This is a genomic window from Floccifex sp., assembly GCF_051873495.1.
Taxonomy (GTDB): Bacteria; Bacillota_I; Bacilli_A; order Erysipelotrichales; family Erysipelotrichaceae; genus Floccifex.
This window is the reverse complement of record NZ_JBJEEX010000115.1, coordinates 45,882-69,399: the sequence shown is the minus strand read 5'-3', so window position 1 is coordinate 69,399 and position 23,518 is coordinate 45,882. Positions and strand designations below refer to the sequence as shown.

The following is a 23,518-nucleotide window of genomic DNA, read 5'->3' as shown; positions in this document are numbered from 1 at the left end:
AATCATAGTTTTATTAGGTGTATTTCAAATCACTACACTCATATTATTTTTAAATCGTGATCTAATTAAATCATTATCAAATACAATGATATTAAATGTAGAAGCCCCCATAAGTTATTTATTTCGTATTTTATTCTTAGTTTTGATTGTTCAATTATGGATTATTAAATCACAACCATATTTTAAAAAGATTGTTTAAAATATGCACTCTATTTAACGATTCACTTTATCATTCTATTTAGTATCATTCATATCTTTCATTTAGCTTATAATGTATACAACGGCTTTGAAACATTTATCATTTTAATTCCAGTTTTATTTATAATATATGTACTCAAAAGAAATTGAGTGCTCGATCTTTTTATATGTGTTGAATTCAAAATAGTGGCATTGTTCCTATTGAAAAATACTCATAATTAGAAAGATATTTTAACGATTTTTATACCTTACTATTTTATTATGCAACATAAAATAAAAAAACACAAGAATTATATTTTAATAACAAAAATTATATATTTAAAATATACAAAAGTATCAATTGTTGAAAGAGGTGGGAACATGATTTTTATTAATACTTAGGTAAACTTGAATAATAAGAAGGAGGAAAATAGTTATGAAAAAAATATTAATATTCTTTTATACTTTTATTTTAATTATTACTTTTATGACCCCAACTTTTGCTGCCGAGAATACTACGACTTTTTGTGGATATATGCCTTTTGAAACAACAAATAATGAGCCATATTATGTAAGTGAAAATGGCACTATTTTAAAGGAAAAACCATCAAGTGGTACATACGTTGAAGTTCTATATGACTCAAGATGGGATAATACTTTGGTAACTAACGAATCAAGACTTACTGCATATCAATACATTAATATTAATGGAATTGTTTTAAAAAGTTCTCCAAATGGACATTATGCAAACAGTATATACTATACAAAAATTAACGTTGGAATGACTGTTTATTTTGATACAGATACAATGAGAATTACTAAAGTTGCGGATGCAACTGTCTTATATACAAATTGCCCATTACTTACTTCACATAGTGCAGCCACAGTATCAGCTTATGCATCAGGAGGACGTGCTTACGCTAAAGGTACTATTACATATTATGCCCCTTATGTTGAAACATTAACTGGTACTGGTTCTTGGGGGTGGGTATAATGAAAAACAGAATTTTCGATAGTATAATATTTAATCTTGAAAATGACTCATTTGAAATATTAGATGGTACATTAGGAACATATAAAATATCGGATATAAAGAAATGCTCAGTATTAAATGAAGAAGCTAAATTTAGAGGAAAAACAGAACCTTTTTTACATCAAGTATTAGGTGGAGTTTCATTTTTTGCTTTTGGTGAAAATTTAATGTACGTAGGATTAAAACTAGTGACAAAAGATAATAATAAATTAGCAGTCTATATTTCTAAAAAACCCGTTTCTTTTAATACGGATACATTTCTAAGGGATAAAAAAGAAGCTGAAACTATAAAAAAGATTTTTGATAAAGTAATTAATAAAAGTTAGCTATAGTGAATAGATGATTAGTCGTAAGATTGATCATCTTTTTGATTTTTAAATGAAGTGGATTGTTGAAATAAAGTAATTCTCAATATAAAACTCTATAATTAATTTTTAAATATTGGATAATTAATTAAAACAATTTGTATATGATTAATTTATAACCTTATTGACTTTAAATAGAGTTGTAAGTTTTAATAAAGGTATAAACATAAGACGATGGGAGGTGAAATCATGTGGTCATATAGCAACGTATTAACATAAATATTGTATGGTAAGGAGGTTGAATTTATGTTCTTAAATAAGAAGAAATATTTTATATTTATTTGTTTGTTATTCTAATTTTTATTATGTTAATGTTCCTGTTTTTGCATCAGAAAACACAGAGGTGTCTATTTTCTTTAATGACTATATTGATAAATGTTTTAATAGTCCTGAAAATGTCAAAGTGTTAGAAAATGGAATAGATGTAACGGATTCATTTTTTGATGAATACAGTAATAATTATTTAAATAATAGTCTTAAAGAAATTCAAGAATATCTTTGCGATGATAATGTGCAAATAAGCTATAAAGAATTTGCTAATCAAACAAGAGCCACAGAATCAAAAAGTGTAACCTATCAACATTATAAAGCGGCGACAGATACAACGGGAAAATTCACAAAAGAATGGATTGTTAATATGCAATGTTATATCACATGGGATGCAAATAAATATAAAATTACTAGTTATAATACTCCTATTTTATATTTATCGACTGCGAGTTGGAAAACAAACTGGTCACCATATATTACAAATGTTTCCACAGATGCCCCTGTAGTTAATTCTGATCGGACTGCAGTAACTTTTAGTGCTGGTTACACAATGAAAGGAAGTTATTCTTATTTCAATGGTATTAGTGAAACATATAGTTTTGGAAGCTATCGAATAAGTGATACATTCTATGTTTAAATTGAAATTATTATCTGAAAAAACACAAAACATAATAAGTAATGGAATCATAGTTTTATTAGGTGTATTTCAAATCACAACACTTTTATTATTTTTAAATAGTGATGTCATTAAATCGTTATCTAATACAATGATATTAAATGTAGAAGCTCCAATAAGTTATTTATTTTGTATTTTATTCTTGATTTTGATTGTTCAATTATGGATTATTAAATCACAATCATATTTTAAAAAGATTGTTTTAAAATATGCACTCTATTTAACGATTCATTTTATCATTTTATTTAGTATCATTCATATCTTTGATCTAGCTTATAATGTATACAATGGCTTTGAAACATTTGTGATTCTAATTCCAGTTTTATTTATAATATATATACTCAAAAGGGATTGATTGCTCAATCCTTTTTAATTGTTACAAAGACTTTACACATCCAATTTTGTATTTTTTGAAAAGTAGTGTAATATAAGACAGAAAGGAAAATATGGCTGAGCCATGAAAAGAAGGATATGAAAACAATTTATTTAGCAGGTGGATGTTTCTGGGGAATGCAGAAATTCTTTGACCAATTTGATTTTGTTCAAGAAACAAGAGTAGGATATGCCAATGGATATACGATGAACCCAGAATACAAAGACGTCAAAGCCCAAATTACGGGATATGCCGAAACATTAATGGTTGTATATGAAGATGATTTATCTTCTTTGTTGGATTTCTATTTTGAAGTTATTGATCCAACAAGTGTAAATAAACAAGGAGAAGATGAAGGATCAAGCTATCGTACCGGAATTTATTACATTGATGATAGTGATTTACCAATTATTAATCAAAAAATTGCAGAAATCGCTAAAAAATATGATAAACCCATTGTCGTAGAAGTAGAGCCATTAAAGAATTTCTATGACGCTGAGGAATACCATCAAAAATATTTAGAAAAAAATCCTGGTGGATATTGCCATATTCCATCGTCGTTATTCACAAAATACAAGTAGGTTTCTACTTTGATTTGTCTTTTTTTGCTAAAGTAGATATGGTATATTATTACTAAAGAAATCAATATCTTCGGAGGATCAATAAATGATAAAAAGAATTGGGATATTAACTTCAGGAGGGGATTCACCCGGAATGAATGCCGCTATTCGTGCTGTTACACGTGTAGGAATTAATAGCGGATTAGAAGTTTTTGGAATTTATAATGGATATAAAGGAATGGTTGAAGGATATATTGAACCATTAACACGTGATTCTGTATCACAAATTTCCAATCGTGGAGGAACCATTTTAGGATCGGCACGTCTTCCTGAATTTAAAGATGTTGCCGTTCGTGAAAAAGCCATTAAACAATTAAATAAACGAGGAATTGAAGCAGTTGTTGTTATTGGGGGAGATGGATCGTATCGAGGTGCTCTTTCTTTAACAGAAATGGGAATTAATTGTATTGGATTACCAGGAACAATTGACAATGACATCACTTGTACAGATTACACAATTGGATTCTATACAGCCCTTCAAACAATTGTAGAAGCCGTCGATAAATTACGTGACACATCAAATTCACATCACCGTTGTTCTATTATTGAAGTAATGGGAAATCGCTGTGGGGACTTAGCTTTATATGCAGGTATTACATGTGGAGCTGATATCGTTATCACAAAAGATTCTGGATTTGATGAAGCTGATGTGTTAGATCGTTTACGTGAACTTGACACAATTCGTAAGAAAAAACATGCGATTGTTGTCATCAGTGAAAAAATTACTGACGTCGATGAATTTGCGAAAAAAGTATCATTGAATACTGGTTTCTCAGGAAGAGCAACCGTATTAGGACATATTCAACGTGGTGGTTCTCCATGTCCATTTGATCGTTTAATTGCCAGTCAAATGGGAGAAAAAGCCGTAGATTTATTGATGCAAGGAATTGGTGGACAATGTGTTTGTATTCGTGACAATAAAATTGTTGCCTATCCAATTGAAAAAGCATTGAAAATGCCTCCTGAATCAAGAAAACCTCTTACTAATTTATTTGAACGTCTTATCTAAAAAAAGAAGCAGTGGATTTTATTCCACTGCTTTTAATGATTCTACCATTTCTACTTTCTTTAATTTGAATCGCATCACAAAATTAATAATGAAATTAAATACCATTGTAATCAAAAAACTAATCACAAATGAAATAGGTTTAATTGTTCGACCAAACATAATCGTATCCATTTCGGCTAGATTCATAATTAAATGATGTAAACCAATTCCAAATACCAAACCAATTAAAGCACCAATAACCGTTAGAAGTGTACTTTCACGATTCACATAAGCACTCACTTCATTAGGAAGGAATCCTAGTACTTTAATGGTTGCGATTTCTCTGACACGCTCAGAAATATTCACATTACTTAAGTTGTACAATACCACAAAGGCAAGAGCTGCAGCACATCCAACCAATAAAACGACAACCATTGATAATTGGGAAATAATGTCTTTGAAATTGTCTTCTAGATTTGAGTAGAAAGTAACGCTTTTCACGTTATCCAATTTCATTAAATCATTTCCTAATTTCTTTTCAAATTTATTGGTTTGACTCTTTGTTTTAAGAAGACAAACATAATTAGTGTTGGCTTTACTATTCCAACTTTGATACATATCTCTTGTGACATAAATATGATGATCCACGTAGTTTTTATATACACCAGATACTTTACAAGAAATTTCTTTATCGTTGTTGTCTTTAAAAGTAAGGGTATCACCTTTCGATAAATTCATTTTACTAGCCATCTTTTCAGAAATAATGACACCATTATCATCTAGATCCAATACATCATTGGAATGAATATCTTGAAGACGTACATATTTAGAACACTTGTCATAGTCATCGACAATGTGGACGGTAACGGCCATATCTTTGCCATCAAAGTTAGCAGTAGAAGCCATTTGTTCTTCTTTATAATAAGATGAAATACCATCAATTTCATCGATATCTTTAGTATTTGGACCATTTAAAGTAATCGAAGCATTGTATTGATAAATGATACTGTATTGTTGATGGACAATATCGGAAATACTATCATAGATTCCAAAACCACCAACCAGTAAAGCCGAACAACCAGCAATTCCTACAATTGTCATAAACAAACGCTTTTTATAACGGAAGATATTACGAGCTGTTACTTTTTGTAAGAAAGGAAGACGATTCCAAATGAATGGGATACGCTCTAATAAAATTTTCTTACCAGCTTTACCAGCTTTTGGTCGCATTAACTTAGATGGAACTTCTTTTAATTCGGCTTGAATGGATCCAATGGTTGCCAACAAAGTGACACCAATCATGGATAAAGAAGCCATCGCAATTAAACCAGGCTGGAATTTAAAATACATTGTTTCTAGGTTATATAACATATTCCATAGTGTAAAAATAACTTTAGGGAATATATACATTCCTATCGAACAACCTAGAATTGAACCAATTACACCAGCGACTAAAGCATAAATAATGTATTTAGAAGCAATTTGACCTTTAGAATAACCCAAAGCTTTTAAAGTACCAATTTCATTTCTTTGTTCATCTACCATTCTAGACATCGTTGTCATACAAACTAGGGCGGCAACTAAGAAGAAAAATACAGGGAAGACTTTGGCAATTCCATCCATACGATCAGCACAAGCTCCATAGTCACGATAAGAATAATGAGAATTACGATCCAATACAATCCATTCTCCATTTATAGAATCCAATTGTTTTTGAGAATCGGCAATTTGTTTTTCATAGTCTTCTTTGGTTTGTTCTAATTCTTGTTTACCTTGTTCATATTGACTCCGTGCTTCATCTAATTTTGTTTGTGCCTGTAAAAGCTGAGCCATACCATTATCGTATTGTTGTTGGCCTGAAACGAGTTCATTGTAAGCCGCATTTAATTCATTTACAGCACTTTGCAGTAAAGCTTGTTGCGATAACAATTCTTCTTTTTTAGTGCTTGCTTCTTGAATCTGTGCAATGGTTTGATCAATATAAGCGATATTGGAATTACACTCATCAATTTGCGCTTGAATGCTTTCTTTAGAATTATTTGCCAAGGTTTCTACTAAAGTCGCAATTTGATCTCTTTGCGCAATGATTTGTTCATTGGCAAGACCATTATCAATTAACCAATTCAATGTTTGTAAAGTAAGCTGATAAAAATTTAAAGAATCATATGTCTTTAATAATTGTTCAAGCTGTTGAATCGCAGCTTGTAATTGTTCTTTATTGGCTTGTAAAGTTGCCAATGAATTTTCACCTTGTTCAATTTGAGCTAAGGCATTGTTGACTAAATTTAAATCATCATAAACATGTTTATTTTCATTGTACTGAGCCCAACCACTATCTAATTGCGCCTTAGAAGCTAATAAAGTTTGTTTAGAAGCATTGATTTGTTGTTGACCTTGATTAATTTGTGCCTGGGCATCATCTAATTTTGCTTGCCCTTTATTTAATTCATCATAAAGCTTGGCCTTTGCTTCATTTAGTTTATCTTGTTGCGATTGAATACGAGCATCGATTTGTTCTGGACCCAAGGCTTCAATATCTTCTAGAACAGGATTTACTAAATCAAAATATTCATCGGTGTAACTATCTAATTGTTCACAACCATCAACGGCTACATCAATTTCAGTATAATAATCAGCTAAGATATTGCTATCTTTTACATAGATGAAACTACTGACTTTTCCAGAACCAATAGATGAACTACCTAATTCATAAGACAAATAATTGGGATTGTAACAAGTTCCGACGATTTTAAAAGATTGATTTTTTAATGTTTTGGATAATTCATCTTCATCGTTTAAATACAAATCAATGGTATCTCCAATTTCAAAACCACCATATAATTCACTTGTCGTACTGGCCGCTTGAATTAAACATTCATTTTCATTTTTAGGCATTCGTCCATCAACTAAGCGAATTTGATTTAATTCTTGATTATCTTGATAAGACAATACTTTAATAACTAATTCACTGGCTTCTCTTTGACAAAGTGTATCAATGGAAAAAGTAGGTTGAACAGATTTTACATGTTCAAGCTTAGCTATTTGTTCAACATCATCGTCATATAGACCCAATGTTGAATATACTTGAATATCTTGGACATGATAAGAATCAAAATATTGATCAGCACTATATTTCATATCAGGGGCACTTGCTTTGATTCCTGCAAAGAATGCAGTACCTATAGCAACAATCAATAATATGGAAAGAAAACGACCAATGGAGTGTTTTATTTCCAAGAAGATATTTTTAATAAATGTTTTAGGCATTAGTATTCAATCCTATCTACATCCATTGGATTATCATTTAACGTGATACTATCAATGTGACCACTTTTAACTTTAATAACTTTATCTCCCATAGGACAAAGTGCTAAGTTATGCGTGATAACAATTACGGTTTTGTTTTGTTTTTTACAAGCATCTTGTAATACTTTTAAAACTTGTTTTCCTGTTTGATAGTCTAAAGCCCCTGTTGGTTCATCACATAATAATAATTTAGGATTTTTAGCCAATGCTCTGGCAATGGCCACACGTTGTTGTTCACCACCTGATAATTGGCTAGGAAAGTTTTGAGAACGTTCACTTAATCCAACCGATGCGATTGTTTCATCGATATCAAGGGCATCTTTACAAATTTGACATGCCAATTCCACATTTTCTCTAAGTGTTAAGTTTTGTACTAAATTATAAAATTGAAAGACAAATCCTACATCATAACGACGATAAAGAGTCATTTCTTTTTCTGAATACTTACTAACTTCTTTACCATCGACAAAGATTTGTCCATCACTAACTGTATCCATTCCTCCTAATAAATTTAGTATCGTACTTTTTCCAGCTCCAGATTCCCCACAAATAATGACGAATTCTCCTTTGGATATTGAAAAAGAAACACCATCTAACGCATGGATTTGAACTTCTCCCATCGTATATGTTTTTCTAACATTTTTAAATTCAATAAAGTTTTCCATATATAAAGTATAGCTCAAAAAAGAAGCTATTTCTATGGTGGACATGGACAGATTAAAAGGATTGTAACCCCTTTAAAATGAAAGTGATATCTTGTCATAATTTTAATTAAGAGTGTATAATTAAAAAATGGAGGTTATTTATGAAAATAAAAGTAATCACTGATAGTGGAAGTTGTTTAAATGAACAACAAGCAAAAGAAAACAATATAGAATTTTTACCTCTTCAAGTTTCTATCGATGAACATGTATTTTTAGATGGAATTAACTTAACAACCGAGGAATTATATGATTATTTAGATAAGGGATACATGCCACAAACAAGCATGCCACCCCTTGGAATGATTGAAGAAATGTTTGATCGATTCCAAAAAGAAGAAGTAACAGATGTCGTCTTAATTACTTTATCCAATGGATTATCATCAACTAATACAACCATTCAAGCCAGTGCTAAATGGCATAATATCAAAGTACATACGTTAGATATTTATACGACACTAGCTGTTGAAAACTATTTAGCTCTTAGTGCTTCTAAATTAGTAAGTCAAAACGTACAAGTCGATGAAATCATTCGACGTTTACAAGAAGCTGTGAATCATTCAAAAGGTTTCTTAATGCCAGAAAATTTAGATCATCTAGCACGTGGAGGACGATTATCACCAGCAGCAGCTAAGCTAGCCGGTTTATTAAAAATTGTTCCTATTCTAGAAGTATCAAAAGATACGGAAGGAAAAGTAGGTGGCAAAAGCGATAAAGTCCGCACAATGACAAAAGCCATTAAAAAAGTTGTGGATAGTGTATGTAAAGAAGCCAATCCAGAAGATTATGAAGTCTTCGTCCTTGATTCAAGAGCAAGCGAACAAGCTCAAACAGCTCAAGATTTATTTGAAAAAGAAGGATATACTGTACATCGTATGGACATTGGCGCTGTTATAGCAGCACATACTGGTAATAGAGCCGTTGGAATTCAATTTGTGAAAAAAGTAAAAGGAGTCTAGAAGATGAAAGTAGCATTTGTGACAGATACAGGAACAGGATTATCACCTGAACAATGGCAAGAAGAAGGCATTTATTGTTTGCCTCTTCAATTAGAGTGTGATGGCATTTCTTATGATGAGTATGTCAATATTCATCAGGCGGATGTAATTGAAAAATTACACGAGAAAAAAATATTCAGAACTTCACTTCCTAAATTAGGATACATTGAAGATTGTTTTGAACAAATTAAAGAACAAGGATATGACACTGTATTTGCGGTACCAATTTGTAAAGGATTATCAGGCTGTTTTGATGCCATGGAAATGGTTGCTCGTCAATTGGATTTACAATTCATTGGTGTAGATTGTTATGTCACAGCTGTTGTACAATCACAAATGATACGAAAAGCTAAGGCTATGTATGAACAAGGAATCGATTTAGATACAATTGTGGAAAGTATTCAAAGAATTGCGGATTCAGCTGATACCATTTTAATGTTCCGTGACTTAGAACATATGAAGCGAGGAGGACGTTTAACGCCTGCGGCTGCTACATTAGCAGGTTTATTAAAAATTGTACCTATTTGTCATATTAATAAAGAAACAAATGGAAAAGTGGATACATTAGCGAAGGTTCGTACATGGAAAAAAGCGCAAGAAAAAGTAATTGATCATGTCATTGAAAAAGGAATGGATGCATCGTATACATTTATTTTAGCGCATGTTGATTGTTTAGATGAAGCCATTGCCTATAAAGATAAAATTGAACAAAGAATTGAAAATGCCCATGTTAAAATTATTGATTTAGTTACAGCCGTGGGAATTCATACAGGACTAGGATGTCTGGCTCTACAAGTATTTAAAGAATGAGAAAAGTAAAGCTTTTCTCTTTTTTTTGCGTCGTTTTTTGATAATATAGAAACATGACAAAAAAATATAAAGGAATTTTATTTATTACATGTTCAGCATTTTGCTTCGCATTGATGAACGTATTTGTGAAATTAGCCGGTGATTTACCATCTATCCAAAAAAGTTTCTTTCGTAATTTAGTCGCATGTTTATTTGCTCTTATCTTAATTATTAAAGATAAAGAAAAACTATCTTATAAAAAAGAAAACATTCCTTTGTTGCTTCTAAGAAGTACATTAGGAACAATTGGAATTTTATGTAATTTCTATGCCGTTGATCACTTAGTTTTATCCGATGCCTCAATGTTGAATAAACTATCACCATTCTTTGTGGTCTTATTTTCTTATGTATTCCTAAAAGAAAAAGCATCACTATTTGAATTGGGATGTGTTGGCGTTGCCTTTCTAGGAAGTTTATTTGTGATTCGACCTAGTTTTGATTTTGCGCAAATGATGCCAGCTATTATTGGATTAATTGGCGCTATTGGAGCTGGAAGTGCCTATACATGTGTAAGAGCTCTATCACTAAGAAATGAAAAAGGAGTGAAAATCGTATTTTTCTTTAGTGCATTTTCATGCATCGTAACACTACCATATTTATTATTTAATTATCATCCTATGACATTTGCACAACTCATTTGTCTGTTATGTGCAGGACTTGCAGCCGCTGGAGGACAATTCTCTATTACAGCTGCTTATGCCAATGCCCCTGCGAAAGATATTTCAGCTTTTGATTATTCACAAGTTATTTTCTCAGCTATCTTTAGTTACTTTATCTTTGGACAAATGCCTTCTTCTTATAGTTTTATAGGATATATCATTATTATTTGTACTGGTGTTGTTTTGTTTTTGAAACAACGACAAAAGGCATAAAAAAAGCGATTTGGATCGCTTTTTTTTAATCCATTTTAGAAACTTTATTAAATAAGAAATAACCAATGATAAACATGACTGAAATCGCAGCTACACCATAATTTTGATGACCTGTAAGCTGAGTGATGAAACCAATTAAGAATGTTCCTAAAAAACTAGCACCTTTTCCACAAACATCAAATAATCCAAAGTATTCACCACTTGATTCATCGGGAATAATCTTGGCAAAATAAGAACGAGATAAAGCTTGAATTCCACCTTGGAAACAACCAACCGCAAAAGCTAATAACCAGAATTCCCATTGTTGATCTAATTGAATCGCAAATACGGCAATACAGAAATAAGCAATGATGGCAATTTTAATTAATTTATCACTTGAGAATTTCTTTGATAATTTGGCAAATGTAAGACTTGCTGGGAAGGCAACAACTTGTGTCATTAATAAAGCAAGTAGTAAACCAGTTGTATCTAATCCTAAACTTGTGCCATAGGCTGTACTCATATCAATAATGGTATAAACACCGTCAATATAGAAGAAGAACGCAAGTAAGAATAAGAATATTTTTTTATCTTTCTTCGCATTTTTTAAAGAATGCCATAAACGCCCTAAAGACTGAGAAACGACACGATCTTGTTTTTCAATATAAGATTTTTGTTTATAAGAACCAGCTAGAGGAATAGTAAAGGCAATCCACCAAATCGCATTTAATAAAAAGGCAATCATCATAGCCGTTGAAGTTGATAAACCAATTTTATCACCCATTAAAACTAAGACTAAACTGATAATAAAAGGAACACAACTTCCAATGTAACCAAGAGCATATCCAACCGAAGAAACATGATCCATTCTTTCGTCTGTAGTAACATCATTTAACATCGAATCATAGAAAACCAATGATAAACTAAAGAATACTTTGGCACATACATATAATAGTAAGAAAATTTTCCAGTTACCTGGAATCCAGAAAGCAGCTAGTCCTAAAGCCCCTAATATAGCAGACGATACAAAGTATTTTTTCTTTTTATCTTTATAGTCTGCTAATGTACCTAAAATAGGACCTGCAAAGGCAACAATGATTGTGGCAATACTTGTCGCATAGGACCAATATGTTAAGTAGTCGCTTTCAGCTACTCCAGCAGCCGATGAAATAGAATTGAAATAAATCGGAATAATGGTTGAACAAAGCAAGATAAAAGCAGAGTTTCCAATGTCATATATAATCCACTTTATTTCTAATGACGTTAGTTTGTCTTTCATATATAACCTCTTTTCTAACACTTCCATCATATCATGAAAATAAGATGGTTATGTAATTATTTTGAAAACGAAAGTAAAATTAATGATTTGATATACAAATTATTAACTATGGTAAAATAAATAGCAAAGAACTTGATTTTTTTTGAAAAAAAGTATAAAAAAGAATAATGTCGAGGAGAAAAAAATGAAATACAAAATTGGGTTTGATATAGGAAGTACAACAATTAAAGCAGTTGTAATCGATGAAAACAATCAAATTTGTTATAAGAGCTATGAAAGACACATGGCTCAAGTTCGTCAAAAAGCATTAGATAAATTATATGAATTAAAAGAATATACAAAAGAACCATTTCAATTTGCGATAAGTGGTTCAGGTGCACTGGGATTATGTGAACAAGGAAATCTTCCTTTTGTACAAGAAGTATTTGCTTCTTCACAAGCTGTGCATACTTTCTATCCTGAAACTGATTGTGCAATCGAATTAGGAGGAGAAGACGCTAAGATTTTATTTTTTAAAGGAAGTATTGAACAAAGAATGAATTCCACTTGTGCAGGTGGAACCGGAGCTTTTATTGATCAAATGGCTTCTTTATTAGATATGACACTTGAAGAAATGAATGAAGCCAGTCTTCATTATAATCGTTTATATCCAATCGCATCACGTTGTGGTGTGTTTGCCAAAACAGATATTCAACCTTTAATTAATCAAGGAGTTGATCATGCTGATTTATGTGCTTCTATTTTTCAAGCTGTAGTGGACCAAACTATTACTTCACTAGCACAAGGAAGAAAAATAGAAGGAAATATATTATTTTTAGGAGGACCTTTATATTTTCTAGAAGGTCTTCGTAATCGCTTTAAAGAAACTCTAAAAATGAGTGATGATCAAATTACTTGTCCAGAAACCGCAATTAATTTTGTTGCCTTAGGAACGGCACTATGTGCTAAAGAAGAATATACATTTGAACAATTAGAAGAAAAACTAGTGAATTTAGTAAATTCACCTGTTCATTTAGAAGAATCAGAACCTTTGTTTGAAACCGAAAAAGACTATGAAGAATTTATGACACGTCATAAATCTCATGATGCTAAGTATGCTCCTTTAAAAGGATATGACAAAAAAGCATATTTAGGAATTGATTCAGGCTCAACGACAACTAAGTTAGTTTTATTAAGTGAAAATCAAGAAATTTTATATCAATCGTATTCATCGAATAAAGGAAATCCATTGGATGTTGTGTTAGAAGAATTAAAAACCATCTATCAAACAAATCCAGACATTCAAATTTATGGAGCCTATGCGACAGGATACGGCGAAGAATTAATGCGTCATGCGTTCCATTTAGATGGTGGGATAGTTGAAACAATGGCTCATTATACAGCTGCAAAAGCATTTAATCCGGATGTAGATTATATTTTAGACATTGGTGGACAAGACATTAAGTGTTTTAAAATTCGTGATGGACACATTGATGACATTGTTTTAAATGAAGCTTGTTCATCGGGGTGTGGATCGTTTATTGAAACATTTGCCAAATCACTAGGATACGATGCCCAAGAATTTGCACAATTAGGATTAAAATCAAAACACCCTGTGGATTTAGGAACACGTTGTACTGTATTCATGAATTCAGGTGTTAAACAAGCACAAAAAAATGGTATGACTGTTGAAGATATTTCAGCTGGTTTATGTAAATCGGTTGTGAAAAATGCGTTATATAAAGTTATTCGTGCTAAAAATAAAGACGATATTGGGAAGAATATTGTTGTTCAAGGAGGAACATTTCAAAATGATTCTGTTTTAAGAAGCTTTGAAATGGAACTTCAAAGAGAAGTAATTCGTCCTAGTATTGCACATTTAATGGGAGCTTATGGAGCTGCTTTATATGCCCAAGATTTATGTCATGAAAAAAGTTCAATATTAACATATGAACAATTATGTAATTTTACTCATGAATCTAAATCAATCGCATGTCAAGGATGTACAAATCATTGTTCCTTAACTATTAATACATTCTCCGACGGTTCTAAATTAGTAGCTGGAAATAAATGCGATAAGATGATTAAGACAAATAAAGCGAAAGTAGAGTTACCTGATTTATATAAAGAAAAAACACAGATGTTAAAGGATGTTAAAAATCGCTACAAACACGATAAGAAAATAGGAATGCCATTGGTATTAAATAACTATGATTTACTTCCTTTCTGGTCAGCATTCTTTGATGAATTAGGATATGAAATTGTCTGGTCTACTCCTTCAACTAAACAAATGTATCATGAAGGACAACAATCCATTCCAAGTGATACTGCTTGTTTTCCAGCTAAGGTAGTACATGGTCACATTGAACAATTAATTAATAAAGTGGATACGATTTTCTATCCTTGCATGACATACAATGTAGACGAAAAACAATCCGATAATCACTATAACTGTCCATTAGTAGCATATTATCCAGAAGTAGTACAAGCAAATATTGACTTAAAAGGAACTAAATTTATTTATCCTTATTTGAGTTTTGATGATATTAATAGCTGTGCCAATGCTTTAGTTTTACACTTCAAAAAAGCAGGTATTAATTTTAAGAAGAAACAAGTTGTTAAGGCTGTAGAAAAAGGAAAAGAAGCTTATCTTGAATTTAGAGAAACGTTAGTTCAAAAACATAAGGAAGCGGTACAATTTGCGCGTGAAAATAATTATCCAATTATTGTATTGTGTGGACGTCCATATCACTTAGATCCACTGATCAACCATCAAATGAATCAATTGTTGACACAATTAGGATTTGTAGTTGTCAGTGAAGAAAGTGTACCAAGACAAGAACAACAAAAAGTGAATGTATTAAATCAATGGACATACCATGCTCGTTTATATCAAGCTGCTAAATATGTTTGTGAAAACGATGATATGAATTTAGTACAATTAGTAAGTTTTGGATGTGGAATCGATGCCATTACAACGGATGAAGTAAGAGATATTTTACGTCAAAAAGATAAGTTCTATACACAAATTAAAATTGATGAAATCGATAATTTAGGAGCCGCTCGTATTCGTTTACGTTCACTGAAAGAAGCAATTGCTCAAAAGGAGGTAAGATAAATGGAATACGCAAGATTTAAAAAAGGAATGCGTGAAGATCATTTAATCTTAGTGCCTTCTATGTTACCTATTCACTTTAAATTATTAACACCTATTTTTAAAATGAGCGGATATAACGTCGAAGTATTAACGAATACAAGCCAACAAGTGAAAGAAGAAGGATTATCTCACGTTCATAATGATACGTGTTATCCTGCACTACTTGTAGTGGGACAATTTATTGATGCTTTAAAAAGTGGAAAATATGATTTAGATCATGTTTGTTTAGCGATGACTCAAACAGGTGGAGGATGTCGTGCCAGCAATTACATTTCCTTGATTCGTAAAGCTTTGGAAATGGAAGGATGGGCGCAAAGAGTTCCTTGTTTATCGGTTAATATGTCTGGTCTTGAAGAAGATAGTGGACTCGAAATTACGGTTCCTATGGTTCTTCATATTGTGTATGGTATGTTGTATGGGGATGCTTTGATGTGGTTAAGAAATCAAGTAAAACCATATGAATTAAATGAAGGCGATACAGATAAGGCAATTGATGAAATTGTAGCGGATTTAATTGTTTTATTTGAAAAAGGCGGATATCAAAAATCAAAGAAAATCTATCGTGATATGATTGCCCGTTTAAAAGCGGTTCCACAAGATCGTACTAAGAAGAAAATTCGAGTTGGAATTGTGGGTGAAATTTATATGAAATATTCACCATTAGGAAATGGAAACCTAGAAGATTATTTAATCGAAGAAGGTTTTGAACCGGTTTTATCAGGAGTCATGGATTTTGCGCTTTATTGCGTAGAAAACGGTATTATTGATTATGAATATTATCATATGCACAAGAATACAAAATGGGTTTATACAATAGTAAAAGATGTAATTATGCGTATGCAGAAGACATTTAGAAACATTGTTCAAGAAGATGGAACATTTTATCCACCAGATGATTTTGAAGAAGTTATTCATAATGGAAAGCCATTTATTAATCCAGGAGTAAAAATGGGAGAAGGATGGTTGTTGACAAGTGAAGTAGTGACTTTGATTAAATCAGGTGTAAACAATGTCATTAGTGCTCAGCCATTTGGTTGTTTGCCAAATCATATCGTGGCTAAGGGAATGGTTCGTAAGATTAAAGAACAGTACCCAAATGCGAATATTGTACCAATTGATTATGATCCAAGTGCATCAAAAGTAAATCAAGAAAATCGTATTCGCCTAATGATGGCCAATGCGAAATTAATGAGTGAAATGAGTGAAAAATAATTCATTTCACTCTTTACTTTTATCGAGTAAAATGATAAAGTGTATAGGCAAGTTTGTGCTTGCTCTCTGTTTCTAGTTAATAGAAACCGAAGTCCAAAGGGAGGTGTACACATGAAAAAATACGAAATCATGTACATTGTTAAAGCATCTTTAGATGAAGCTCAATTTGAAAAAGTTAAAACTCGTTTACACGCTACAATCGTAGACAACGGGGGAAGCATTGACTCATTCGATGACTGGGGAATCAAAGACTTTGCTTATGAAATCAATCACATGAAAAAAGGACACTATGTAGTTATTAATGCAACTGCAAACAACGAAGGTATTTTCGAATTCCAACGTTTAGCTCGTATCAATAACGATGTTGTTCGTGTTATGGTTGTAAAAACAGAAAGTGAAAAATAGTCGAGGGATTCTATGATTAATCGTGTAGTGTTAGTAGGAAGATTGACTCGTGATCCTGAATTAAGAAAGACGCCATCTGGAGCAAGTGTATGTTCATATACTTTGGCTGTGTCTAGAAATCGTAGTGCACAACCTGGTCAACCAGAAGCGGATTTTATCAATTGTGTAACTTGGAATCGCCAAGCGGAAACGATGGCTCAATATTTACACAAAGGTTCATTAATTGGGATTGAAGGTCGTATTCAGACTCGTAGTTATGATAATCAACAAGGACAAAGAGTATATGTTACGGAAGTGTTAACGGATTCTGTTCAATTCTTAGAATCAAAGAAATCTTCTGATTCTAGTTATCAACAACAACGTCCAGCACAACCTAATAATGCTTATAGTTCAATGAATTCTTATGCTGAACCAAGCTATACAGATGATGGATTTGGTTCATTTGATTCGAATGACGCACTAGATATCGCTAGTGATGATTTACCATTCTAGAAAGGATTAAGACAATGGCATTTAAAAAACAACGCATGGGGCGTAAAAAAGTTTGTTACTTTACAAAAAATAAAATTAAAGAAATCGACTACAAAGATGTTGAATTGTTAAAACGTTTCATCAACGCTAATGGAAAAATTATTCCTAGACGTGTAACTGGAACTCGTGCTAAATATCAAAGAATGTTAGCTACAGCAATTAAACGTGCTCGTCAAATGGCATTATTACCATATGTAGTAGACTAAGAATCTCAGAAGAGATTCTTTTTTTTGGAAATCAAACAGATGTATGTTGAATACAGAATATTAATTAGGATTACCTGCTCTGTATAGAGTAGGTAATTTTTTATGTTTGAAATAGAACAATTGTGCAGACTTTTATTTTTCCATTTTTTATGATATAAAGATTGATATGAATACAAAACAATTAACACGAGGTGCGATGGTTTGTGCCATCTATGGAGCACTATTATTTATTAACCAACAAACAGCTTTAAGCATTGAAACAATTGTTCCCTGGATTTTTGTTTTTCCAGTATTGATTTATACAGCCCAGTCTGGTCCAAAATTAGGAATGATTGTCGCAATTGCCATGGCTTTAATGACAATGTTGTTAGGAGGATTTACAACCTGGTTTTATAGCTGGACATCGATTTTAATGGGATGGCTATATGGAACGGGAATTTATAAAAAATGGAGCAATGTCATGAATCTTGTGGTTACGATGATTATTAATATCATTAGTACAGCTCTTATTGTATTGGTATGGGCAAGTTTATTTGGAATGGATTTATCACAAGACTTTGCGATGTTCCATAAATTGATTCCTTTTATTGATTTTAGAGTATTTGCTTGTATCTTTATTGTTTTAATGGGAGGGTTACAAGCTTTATGTATCCATACTGTGGCATTGTTGGTATGTATTAAAATGCGAATTGAAATTCGTCCTATGAAGCCAATTAACCAAATGAATAGTCCTAAATGGCTTGCGTATGTGTCTATGCTTATTTGGTATATTTATTTTTTCGGACAACACAATGTGAATTTATCACAATTGATGGTTGATGCGATTCAAATTATCTGGTTCTGTGATTTTGGGTTGCTGGTATATTTTGGAATCGTATATTTATTAGATATCTGTGTACGACATAATAAAAGAAAACGATCATTTTTTGTCATTTTATTAGGTTTTGTACCTGTTGTGAATTTTCTATGGGCGTTATTAGGAGAGTTAGATTGTCTTTTACAATTAAGAGAAGCAAAATCAGAGGTTCAATATGAAGAAGTTTGAGAAATGGGCAAAAATATTTTTGGGAGCGGCTGTCGTTTCCATTGCTTTGTTTATTTATTTTATTCTATGTAAACAATGGCTATATGCAGCTTTATTCTGCATAGCAGCTATTTTATTAAGTATTCCTTTTGTGAATTTATGGAAAGATATTGAACAATATGGAGTTAAAACCGAAGTTGATATTTCTCGTGTACTTGGAAAAGAAGCCAAGGATGCGTTGAGTTTTGGAAACATCGGTATGATTACCTATGATGATGACTACGTTGTTACCTGGTGTTCTCCTTTTTTTGCTGAACACGGTATCGATATTGTGAATAAAAAAGTCACATCATGGATTGAAAACATTCGTACTTTATTTGATGAAGAAGTGGATGAAGTGATTGGTCGTTATCAAAATAGTATTTTTGAAATTACGCGTAAAGAAGACTCACGTTTATTGTATGTCAAAGATATTACTGAATTTTATGAACTACAACAAAAATACATCAATGAAGATGTAGTTGTAGGAATGATGCAGTTGGATAATTATCTTGAATATCAACAATATGAAAACGAAGAAATAATTGCGAATATTAATACTCATTTAAGAGCACCATTGGTATCATGGGCTAAAGAAAATGGGATGTTTATTCGTCGAATTCGTTCAGATCGTTTTATTTTAATATTGAATCAAGAAATATTACGAAAAGTACGTGCTAAGAATTTTAGTATTTTACAATTGATTCGTGATAAATCAATGGCATTAAATACATCGATTACTTTGTCTATGGCATTTGCCTATGGAACAAGTGACTATCCTAAATTAGATGATATGTTAAATGAATTGATTGAATTATGCCAAAGTAGAGGTGGAGACCAAGTTGCGATTCGTTGTATGGGAGAATCGGTACAATATATTGGAGGCCACTCAGAAGCAGGATCTGCACGTTCGAAAGTTCGTGCTCGTATAATGGCTCAGTCTATCCAACAAGCTATTTCGGATTCAAAGACTATTTATATTGCCGGCCATGTTCATACGGATTTTGACTGTATGGGAGCGGCTTTAAGTATTTCGAACTGGGCAACAGCACTTAATAAAAATGCTTATATTGTTTTAGATGGAGTGGAACGTGATCAACAATTGCAGATGACCATGAATCACTACATGACTACCTTAAATGAAAGACATATATTTATTAGTCCAAGCCAAGCACAAGATCGTATCAATTATAATGAAGATTTACTTGTTTTAGTGGATCATGCCACAAGCTCATTATCATCTTGTAAAGATTTTATTGAACAATGCAAACGTATCATTGTCATTGACCATCACCGTCGCAATGAAAGCTTTGTGAAGAATACAATGTTGAGTTATGTTGAAAGTACTGCAAGTTCAACTTGTGAATTGATTGTGGAATTACTACAAAATATTCCTAATCATATTCCCATTTATGAAGCGGAAGCTACGATTATGTACTTAGGAATTATTGTGGATACCAATCGCTTTAAAATGCATACGGATTCTCGTACATTTGAAGCCTGTTCAGCTTTACGTACTTGGGGTGCTAACTCACAAGTGGCCGAACAAGCACTTAAAGAAGATTATGGACATTTCTTATTAAAACAAGAAATGTTGATTAATGCGAAAGCATATTTAAATATGTTCATGATTGCACAGACAGATACCATGGTAAATCAAACACTAGCATCACAAGTATCTGATTCGTTATTACTTGTTAAGGGATGTCGTGCCTCATTTACCCTTGTTATGTCTGAAATGGACCCAGATACCGTTTCAATCAGTGCCAGGGGCGATGGTACAGTAAATGTGCAAAGAATTATGGAAAAATTAAGTGGTGGAGGTCACTTTAGTGCGGCTGCTGCTAAAATAAAAGATTGTACAATTTCTCAAGCAAGAGAACAATTGTGCAAAGTACTTAAGGAGGTTTATGATGAAGGTAATTTTGCTTAAAGATGTTAAAAAATTAGGAAAAAAAGATGAAGTTTTAGAAGTGAGTGATGGATATGCTCGTAATTATTTAATTAAAAATAAATTAGCGGTTGCGTATACAAAAGGCTCTGAAAAAGTATTAGAAAAACAATTAGAAGAAAAAGCATTGGAAGAAGAAAAATTAAAGGAACAAGCCATTGAAGTAAGTAAGCAACTTGCTTCTGTTCGCCTTGAATTTAGCTTAAATGCAGGAAAAGAAGGACAAGTATTTGGTTCTATTTCTTCAAAACAAATTTTTGAAGCTTTAAATCGTAAAGGAATTAAAGTAGATAAACGTAAAATTAAAATGGATGAAGCTATTTGTTCTTTAGGAACAACAAAAGTAAAAGTTGATTTATATCACGGAATTGTATGGGGAGAAATTACGGTTCACGTTTCAGCTAAGGGGTAGACTATGGCAAGAGAACTTCCTAATAGTCAACCAATGGAACAAGCTCTTCTAGGTTCTATTTTAATTTATCCTACTGTTATGCAAGACTGTCAGGAAATGGATTTAAGAGATGATGAATTTTATTTACCTTCTCATCAAAAAATCTATCAAACAATGATGGAAATCTTTCAAGGAAGTAGAATCATTGATTTAAATACCTTGATTACGCGTTTAACAGATAAAAATGATTTAGATAGTGCTGGAGGAGCGGATTACATTATTCGTTTAGCGGACAGTGCTGTAAGTGCTGCCAATACTAAAAGTTATATTGAAACCATTAAAAATAAAGCCCAACTTCGTCAATTGATTTATACAGCCGATCGCATTGGACAAAATTGTTATGAATCAAGTGATGACATTGATACTGTTTTAGATGATGCCGAACGTTCTATTATGGATGTCACGCGCCATCGTCGTGGAGAAGAATTTGAATCAAGTCAATTAATTGTTTCGCGTGTAATAGAAGAATTAAAAGAATTACGTCTTCATAAAGGAGTGACAGGAATTCAAACAGGGTTTACAGATCTTGATAAAATGACCAATGGATTCCAACGAGGAGATTTAATTATTTTAGCGGCACGTCCTGCCATGGGAAAATCAGCTTTGGCATTGAATTTTGCGAATCAAGTAGCGAAACGAAATGATGGAGCGGTTGCGATTTTCTCACTGGAAATGCCTTCCGACAGTTTGATGAAACGTTTAATGAGTTGTGAATCACAAGTATTTGCGAATAAATTACGCGACGGTAATTTAAATAACGAGGAAATGAATCGTATTAATAATGCCGGAACACGTCTAGGAGAAAGAAAAATCTATATTGATGATACAAGTAGTATTAAAGTCAGTCAGATTTTTTCAAAGTGTCGTAAACTAAGAGCAGAAAATGGTTCATTGTCTTTAGTTGTAATTGACTACTTACAGTTAATTACAGGAACGCGTGCGGATTCACGTCAACAAGAGGTTAGTGATATTTCTCGTAACTTAAAAATATTGGCAAAAGAGTTGGATTGTCCAGTTATTGCCCTTTCTCAGTTATCGCGTAAAGTTGAAGAACGTTCGGATCATAAACCACAACTATCGGATTTACGTGAATCAGGGTCAATCGAACAGGATGCCGATATCGTAATGTTTTTATATCGTGAAGCGTATTATGAAAAAGATAAACAAGAACAAGATGAAACAGAAGTAGTTGACTTGTCTCTTGCCAAGCATCGTAATGGGAGTATCGGGGATATTCAATTGGCTTTTGAAAAATCAATTTCTCGTTTTACTAACTTAGCAACCAGCAATGGAGATAATATCTATGAAAATTGATTTATTTTGTAGTGGTTCTAAGGGGAATTGTTGTTTAATCCGATCGAAGTCAACACAACTTGTGATTGACTGTGGATCGACTAAAAAATATTTAATGGATCATTTTAGAATGGCCGAGGCAAATATTAAAGATACAGATGCTTTATTGATTACACATTCGCATTCAGACCATATATCCCAAATTAAATTATTTGATTCCATTCCTACGTATTCGTATTGTGATTTAGATGTAGATCACACGATTATTGAACCAGGAGAAGTTCTTGAAATCGGTGATTTTTCGATTCATGTGATTGCATTATCACACGATGCAAGTCATACCATTGGTTTTGTGATCTACAATGACAATGAAAAATTAGTTTATATTACGGATACTGGCTATATTCCGAATCGTCAGGCTAAGTTATTAAAAGATGCGACATATTATATTTTTGAGAGCAATCACGATATGGATGCTTTAATGAAATCCAATCGTCCTATGTTTTTGAAACAAAGAATTTCATCGGATGTTGGGCATATGAATAATGTGGATGCTTCTAGATGGCTTTGCCACTTGGTTTCAGATGAAACCAAAGAAGTTGTATTAGCTCATATTTCAGATGATTGTAATACGCCAACATTAGCTAAACAAGTATTTTTAGATACTTTGTCAGAAAATAATGTTCCTATACAATTTTCCATAGAGGCAATGCCACAAAGAACTTGGCATTCTTTTGGAAACAAATAAGGCAATGTGCCACTTTGGTTTTCGTTGTTATCTAAT

At 32.2% G+C, this 23,518-nt stretch carries 22 protein-coding genes; 19 read left to right on the top strand and 3 right to left on the bottom strand.

From position 1 onward, the window contains the following. The first annotated feature begins 613 nt into the window (after positions 1–613). From ACI313_RS07040 to pfkA, 6 genes are all read left to right on the top strand, one after another. On the top strand, positions 614–1,171 hold the full coding sequence (locus tag ACI313_RS07040) for a hypothetical protein (RefSeq protein ID WP_320608037.1): 558 nt from the start codon (positions 614–616) through the stop codon (positions 1,169–1,171). Then, entirely contained in the window at positions 1,171–1,536 is a 366-nt protein-coding gene (locus tag ACI313_RS07035) for a hypothetical protein (protein WP_439755618.1), read from the top strand. Before ACI313_RS07040 ends, ACI313_RS07035 begins: the two co-directional genes overlap by 1 nt. Positions 1,537–1,978: 442 nt before the next feature. Continuing rightward, the gene (locus ACI313_RS07030) at positions 1,979–2,482 is read left to right on the top strand and encodes a hypothetical protein (RefSeq protein ID WP_439755617.1); all 504 of its coding nucleotides are present in this window, start codon (positions 1,979–1,981) and stop codon (positions 2,480–2,482) included. Next, entirely contained in the window at positions 2,475–2,876 is a 402-nt protein-coding gene (locus tag ACI313_RS07025) for a hypothetical protein (RefSeq protein WP_320608034.1), read from the top strand. The genes ACI313_RS07030 and ACI313_RS07025 overlap by 8 nt, the downstream gene beginning before the upstream one ends. Before the next feature lie 116 nt (positions 2,877–2,992). Then, complete coding sequence (gene msrA, locus ACI313_RS07020; protein ID WP_320608033.1) at positions 2,993–3,475, top strand: peptide-methionine (S)-S-oxide reductase MsrA; 483 nt, start codon at positions 2,993–2,995, stop codon at positions 3,473–3,475. Between the two features lie 85 nt (positions 3,476–3,560). Beyond that, positions 3,561–4,523 (top strand): 6-phosphofructokinase, encoded by a 963-nt coding sequence (pfkA, locus tag ACI313_RS07015; protein ID WP_320608032.1) that lies wholly within the window; start codon positions 3,561–3,563, stop codon positions 4,521–4,523. A gap of 18 nt (positions 4,524–4,541) precedes the next feature. On the opposite strand, the gene ACI313_RS07010 is transcribed toward pfkA, so the two are convergent. Together ACI313_RS07010 and ACI313_RS07005 are read right to left on the bottom strand one after the other, a co-directional pair. Further along, on the bottom strand, positions 4,542–7,769 hold the full coding sequence (locus tag ACI313_RS07010) for an FtsX-like permease family protein (protein ID WP_320608031.1): 3,228 nt from the start codon (positions 7,767–7,769) through the stop codon (positions 4,542–4,544). Continuing rightward, positions 7,769–8,473, bottom strand: a complete 705-nt coding sequence (locus ACI313_RS07005) for an ABC transporter ATP-binding protein (RefSeq protein ID WP_320608030.1) — start codon at positions 8,471–8,473, stop codon at positions 7,769–7,771. Before ACI313_RS07005 ends, ACI313_RS07010 begins: the two co-directional genes overlap by 1 nt. A 140-nt stretch (positions 8,474–8,613) precedes the next feature. Here ACI313_RS07005 and ACI313_RS07000 point away from each other — a divergent pair, with 140 nt between their 5' ends. Genes ACI313_RS07000 through ACI313_RS06990 form a run of 3 tightly spaced genes read left to right on the top strand, consistent with a single transcriptional unit; the run spans position 8,614 to position 11,228 of the window. Continuing rightward, a complete protein-coding gene (locus ACI313_RS07000; RefSeq protein WP_439755616.1) occupies positions 8,614–9,468 on the top strand; it encodes a DegV family protein in 855 nt (284 codons plus the stop codon). 3 nt (positions 9,469–9,471) lie between these two features. After that, a complete protein-coding gene (locus ACI313_RS06995) occupies positions 9,472–10,317 on the top strand; it encodes a DegV family protein (protein WP_439755615.1) in 846 nt (281 codons plus the stop codon). Positions 10,318–10,370: 53 nt separating this feature from the next. Further along, positions 10,371–11,228 carry a DMT family transporter gene (locus ACI313_RS06990; protein ID WP_320608027.1) on the top strand — a complete coding sequence of 286 codons (858 nt, stop codon included), beginning with the start codon at positions 10,371–10,373 and terminating at the stop codon, positions 11,226–11,228. A gap of 25 nt (positions 11,229–11,253) precedes the next feature. Here the strand turns inward: ACI313_RS06990 and ACI313_RS06985 are convergent, their stop codons facing one another. Then, complete coding sequence (locus ACI313_RS06985) at positions 11,254–12,486, bottom strand: MFS transporter (RefSeq protein ID WP_320608026.1); 1,233 nt, start codon at positions 12,484–12,486, stop codon at positions 11,254–11,256. Between the two features lie 184 nt (positions 12,487–12,670). On the opposite strand from ACI313_RS06985, the gene ACI313_RS06980 reads away from it, so the two are divergent. The 10 genes from ACI313_RS06980 to ACI313_RS06935 all read left to right on the top strand — a co-directional run bounded on the left by ACI313_RS06980 (position 12,671) and on the right by ACI313_RS06935 (position 23,482). Then, entirely contained in the window at positions 12,671–15,583 is a 2,913-nt protein-coding gene (locus ACI313_RS06980) for an acyl-CoA dehydratase activase (RefSeq protein WP_439755614.1), read from the top strand. After that, positions 15,584–16,834: a 2-hydroxyglutaryl-CoA dehydratase gene (locus ACI313_RS06975; protein ID WP_407066607.1), complete on the top strand. Its 1,251-nt coding sequence runs from the start codon at positions 15,584–15,586 to the stop codon at positions 16,832–16,834. Between the two features lie 111 nt (positions 16,835–16,945). Beyond that, positions 16,946–17,239 carry a 30S ribosomal protein S6 gene (rpsF, locus tag ACI313_RS06970; RefSeq protein ID WP_320608025.1) on the top strand — a complete coding sequence of 98 codons (294 nt, stop codon included), beginning with the start codon at positions 16,946–16,948 and terminating at the stop codon, positions 17,237–17,239. 12 nt (positions 17,240–17,251) lie between these two features. Then, positions 17,252–17,731, top strand: coding sequence for a single-stranded DNA-binding protein (gene ssb / locus ACI313_RS06965; RefSeq protein ID WP_439755613.1), 480 nt, complete (start codon positions 17,252–17,254; stop codon positions 17,729–17,731). A 14-nt stretch (positions 17,732–17,745) separates the two neighbouring features. Continuing rightward, entirely contained in the window at positions 17,746–17,976 is a 231-nt protein-coding gene (gene rpsR / locus ACI313_RS06960) for a 30S ribosomal protein S18 (protein WP_003864783.1), read from the top strand. A 166-nt stretch (positions 17,977–18,142) separates the two neighbouring features. Then, complete coding sequence (locus ACI313_RS06955; protein ID WP_320608023.1) at positions 18,143–19,021, top strand: DUF2232 domain-containing protein; 879 nt, start codon at positions 18,143–18,145, stop codon at positions 19,019–19,021. Further along, complete coding sequence (locus ACI313_RS06950) at positions 19,008–20,972, top strand: DHH family phosphoesterase (protein ID WP_439755612.1); 1,965 nt, start codon at positions 19,008–19,010, stop codon at positions 20,970–20,972. Before ACI313_RS06955 ends, ACI313_RS06950 begins: the two co-directional genes overlap by 14 nt. Next, the gene (rplI, locus tag ACI313_RS06945) at positions 20,953–21,402 is read left to right on the top strand and encodes a 50S ribosomal protein L9 (protein WP_320608021.1); all 450 of its coding nucleotides are present in this window, start codon (positions 20,953–20,955) and stop codon (positions 21,400–21,402) included. Before ACI313_RS06950 ends, rplI begins: the two co-directional genes overlap by 20 nt. Before the next feature lie 3 nt (positions 21,403–21,405). Further along, entirely contained in the window at positions 21,406–22,755 is a 1,350-nt protein-coding gene (gene dnaB, locus ACI313_RS06940) for a replicative DNA helicase (RefSeq protein ID WP_320608020.1), read from the top strand. Beyond that, positions 22,745–23,482: an MBL fold metallo-hydrolase gene (locus tag ACI313_RS06935; RefSeq protein WP_320608019.1), complete on the top strand. Its 738-nt coding sequence runs from the start codon at positions 22,745–22,747 to the stop codon at positions 23,480–23,482. The genes dnaB and ACI313_RS06935 overlap by 11 nt, the downstream gene beginning before the upstream one ends. Positions 23,483–23,518: the final 36 nt, after the last annotated feature.

Coding starts and splice junctions, on each gene's coding strand:
- msrA (WP_320608033.1), top strand. CDS start 2,993: ATGAAAACAATTTATTTAGCAGGTGGATGTTTCTGGGGAATGCAGAAA.
- ACI313_RS07000 (WP_439755616.1), top strand. CDS start 8,614: ATGAAAATAAAAGTAATCACTGATAGTGGAAGTTGTTTAAATGAACAA.
- rpsR (WP_003864783.1), top strand. CDS start 17,746: ATGGCATTTAAAAAACAACGCATGGGGCGTAAAAAAGTTTGTTACTTT.
- ACI313_RS06985 (WP_320608026.1), bottom strand. CDS start 12,486: ATGAAAGACAAACTAACGTCATTAGAAATAAAGTGGATTATATATGAC.
- dnaB (WP_320608020.1), top strand. CDS start 21,406: ATGGCAAGAGAACTTCCTAATAGTCAACCAATGGAACAAGCTCTTCTA.
- ACI313_RS07010 (WP_320608031.1), bottom strand. CDS start 7,769: ATGCCTAAAACATTTATTAAAAATATCTTCTTGGAAATAAAACACTCC.
- ACI313_RS07035 (WP_439755618.1), top strand. CDS start 1,171: ATGAAAAACAGAATTTTCGATAGTATAATATTTAATCTTGAAAATGAC.
- rplI (WP_320608021.1), top strand. CDS start 20,953: ATGAAGGTAATTTTGCTTAAAGATGTTAAAAAATTAGGAAAAAAAGAT.
- ACI313_RS06950 (WP_439755612.1), top strand. CDS start 19,008: ATGAAGAAGTTTGAGAAATGGGCAAAAATATTTTTGGGAGCGGCTGTC.
- ACI313_RS06955 (WP_320608023.1), top strand. CDS start 18,143: ATGAATACAAAACAATTAACACGAGGTGCGATGGTTTGTGCCATCTAT.
- rpsF (WP_320608025.1), top strand. CDS start 16,946: ATGAAAAAATACGAAATCATGTACATTGTTAAAGCATCTTTAGATGAA.
- ACI313_RS07005 (WP_320608030.1), bottom strand. CDS start 8,473: ATGGAAAACTTTATTGAATTTAAAAATGTTAGAAAAACATATACGATG.
- ACI313_RS06975 (WP_407066607.1), top strand. CDS start 15,584: ATGGAATACGCAAGATTTAAAAAAGGAATGCGTGAAGATCATTTAATC.
- ACI313_RS07025 (WP_320608034.1), top strand. CDS start 2,475: ATGTTTAAATTGAAATTATTATCTGAAAAAACACAAAACATAATAAGT.
- ACI313_RS06995 (WP_439755615.1), top strand. CDS start 9,472: ATGAAAGTAGCATTTGTGACAGATACAGGAACAGGATTATCACCTGAA.
- ACI313_RS06990 (WP_320608027.1), top strand. CDS start 10,371: ATGACAAAAAAATATAAAGGAATTTTATTTATTACATGTTCAGCATTT.
- ACI313_RS07040 (WP_320608037.1), top strand. CDS start 614: ATGAAAAAAATATTAATATTCTTTTATACTTTTATTTTAATTATTACT.
- ssb (WP_439755613.1), top strand. CDS start 17,252: ATGATTAATCGTGTAGTGTTAGTAGGAAGATTGACTCGTGATCCTGAA.
- ACI313_RS06980 (WP_439755614.1), top strand. CDS start 12,671: ATGAAATACAAAATTGGGTTTGATATAGGAAGTACAACAATTAAAGCA.
- pfkA (WP_320608032.1), top strand. CDS start 3,561: ATGATAAAAAGAATTGGGATATTAACTTCAGGAGGGGATTCACCCGGA.
- ACI313_RS06935 (WP_320608019.1), top strand. CDS start 22,745: ATGAAAATTGATTTATTTTGTAGTGGTTCTAAGGGGAATTGTTGTTTA.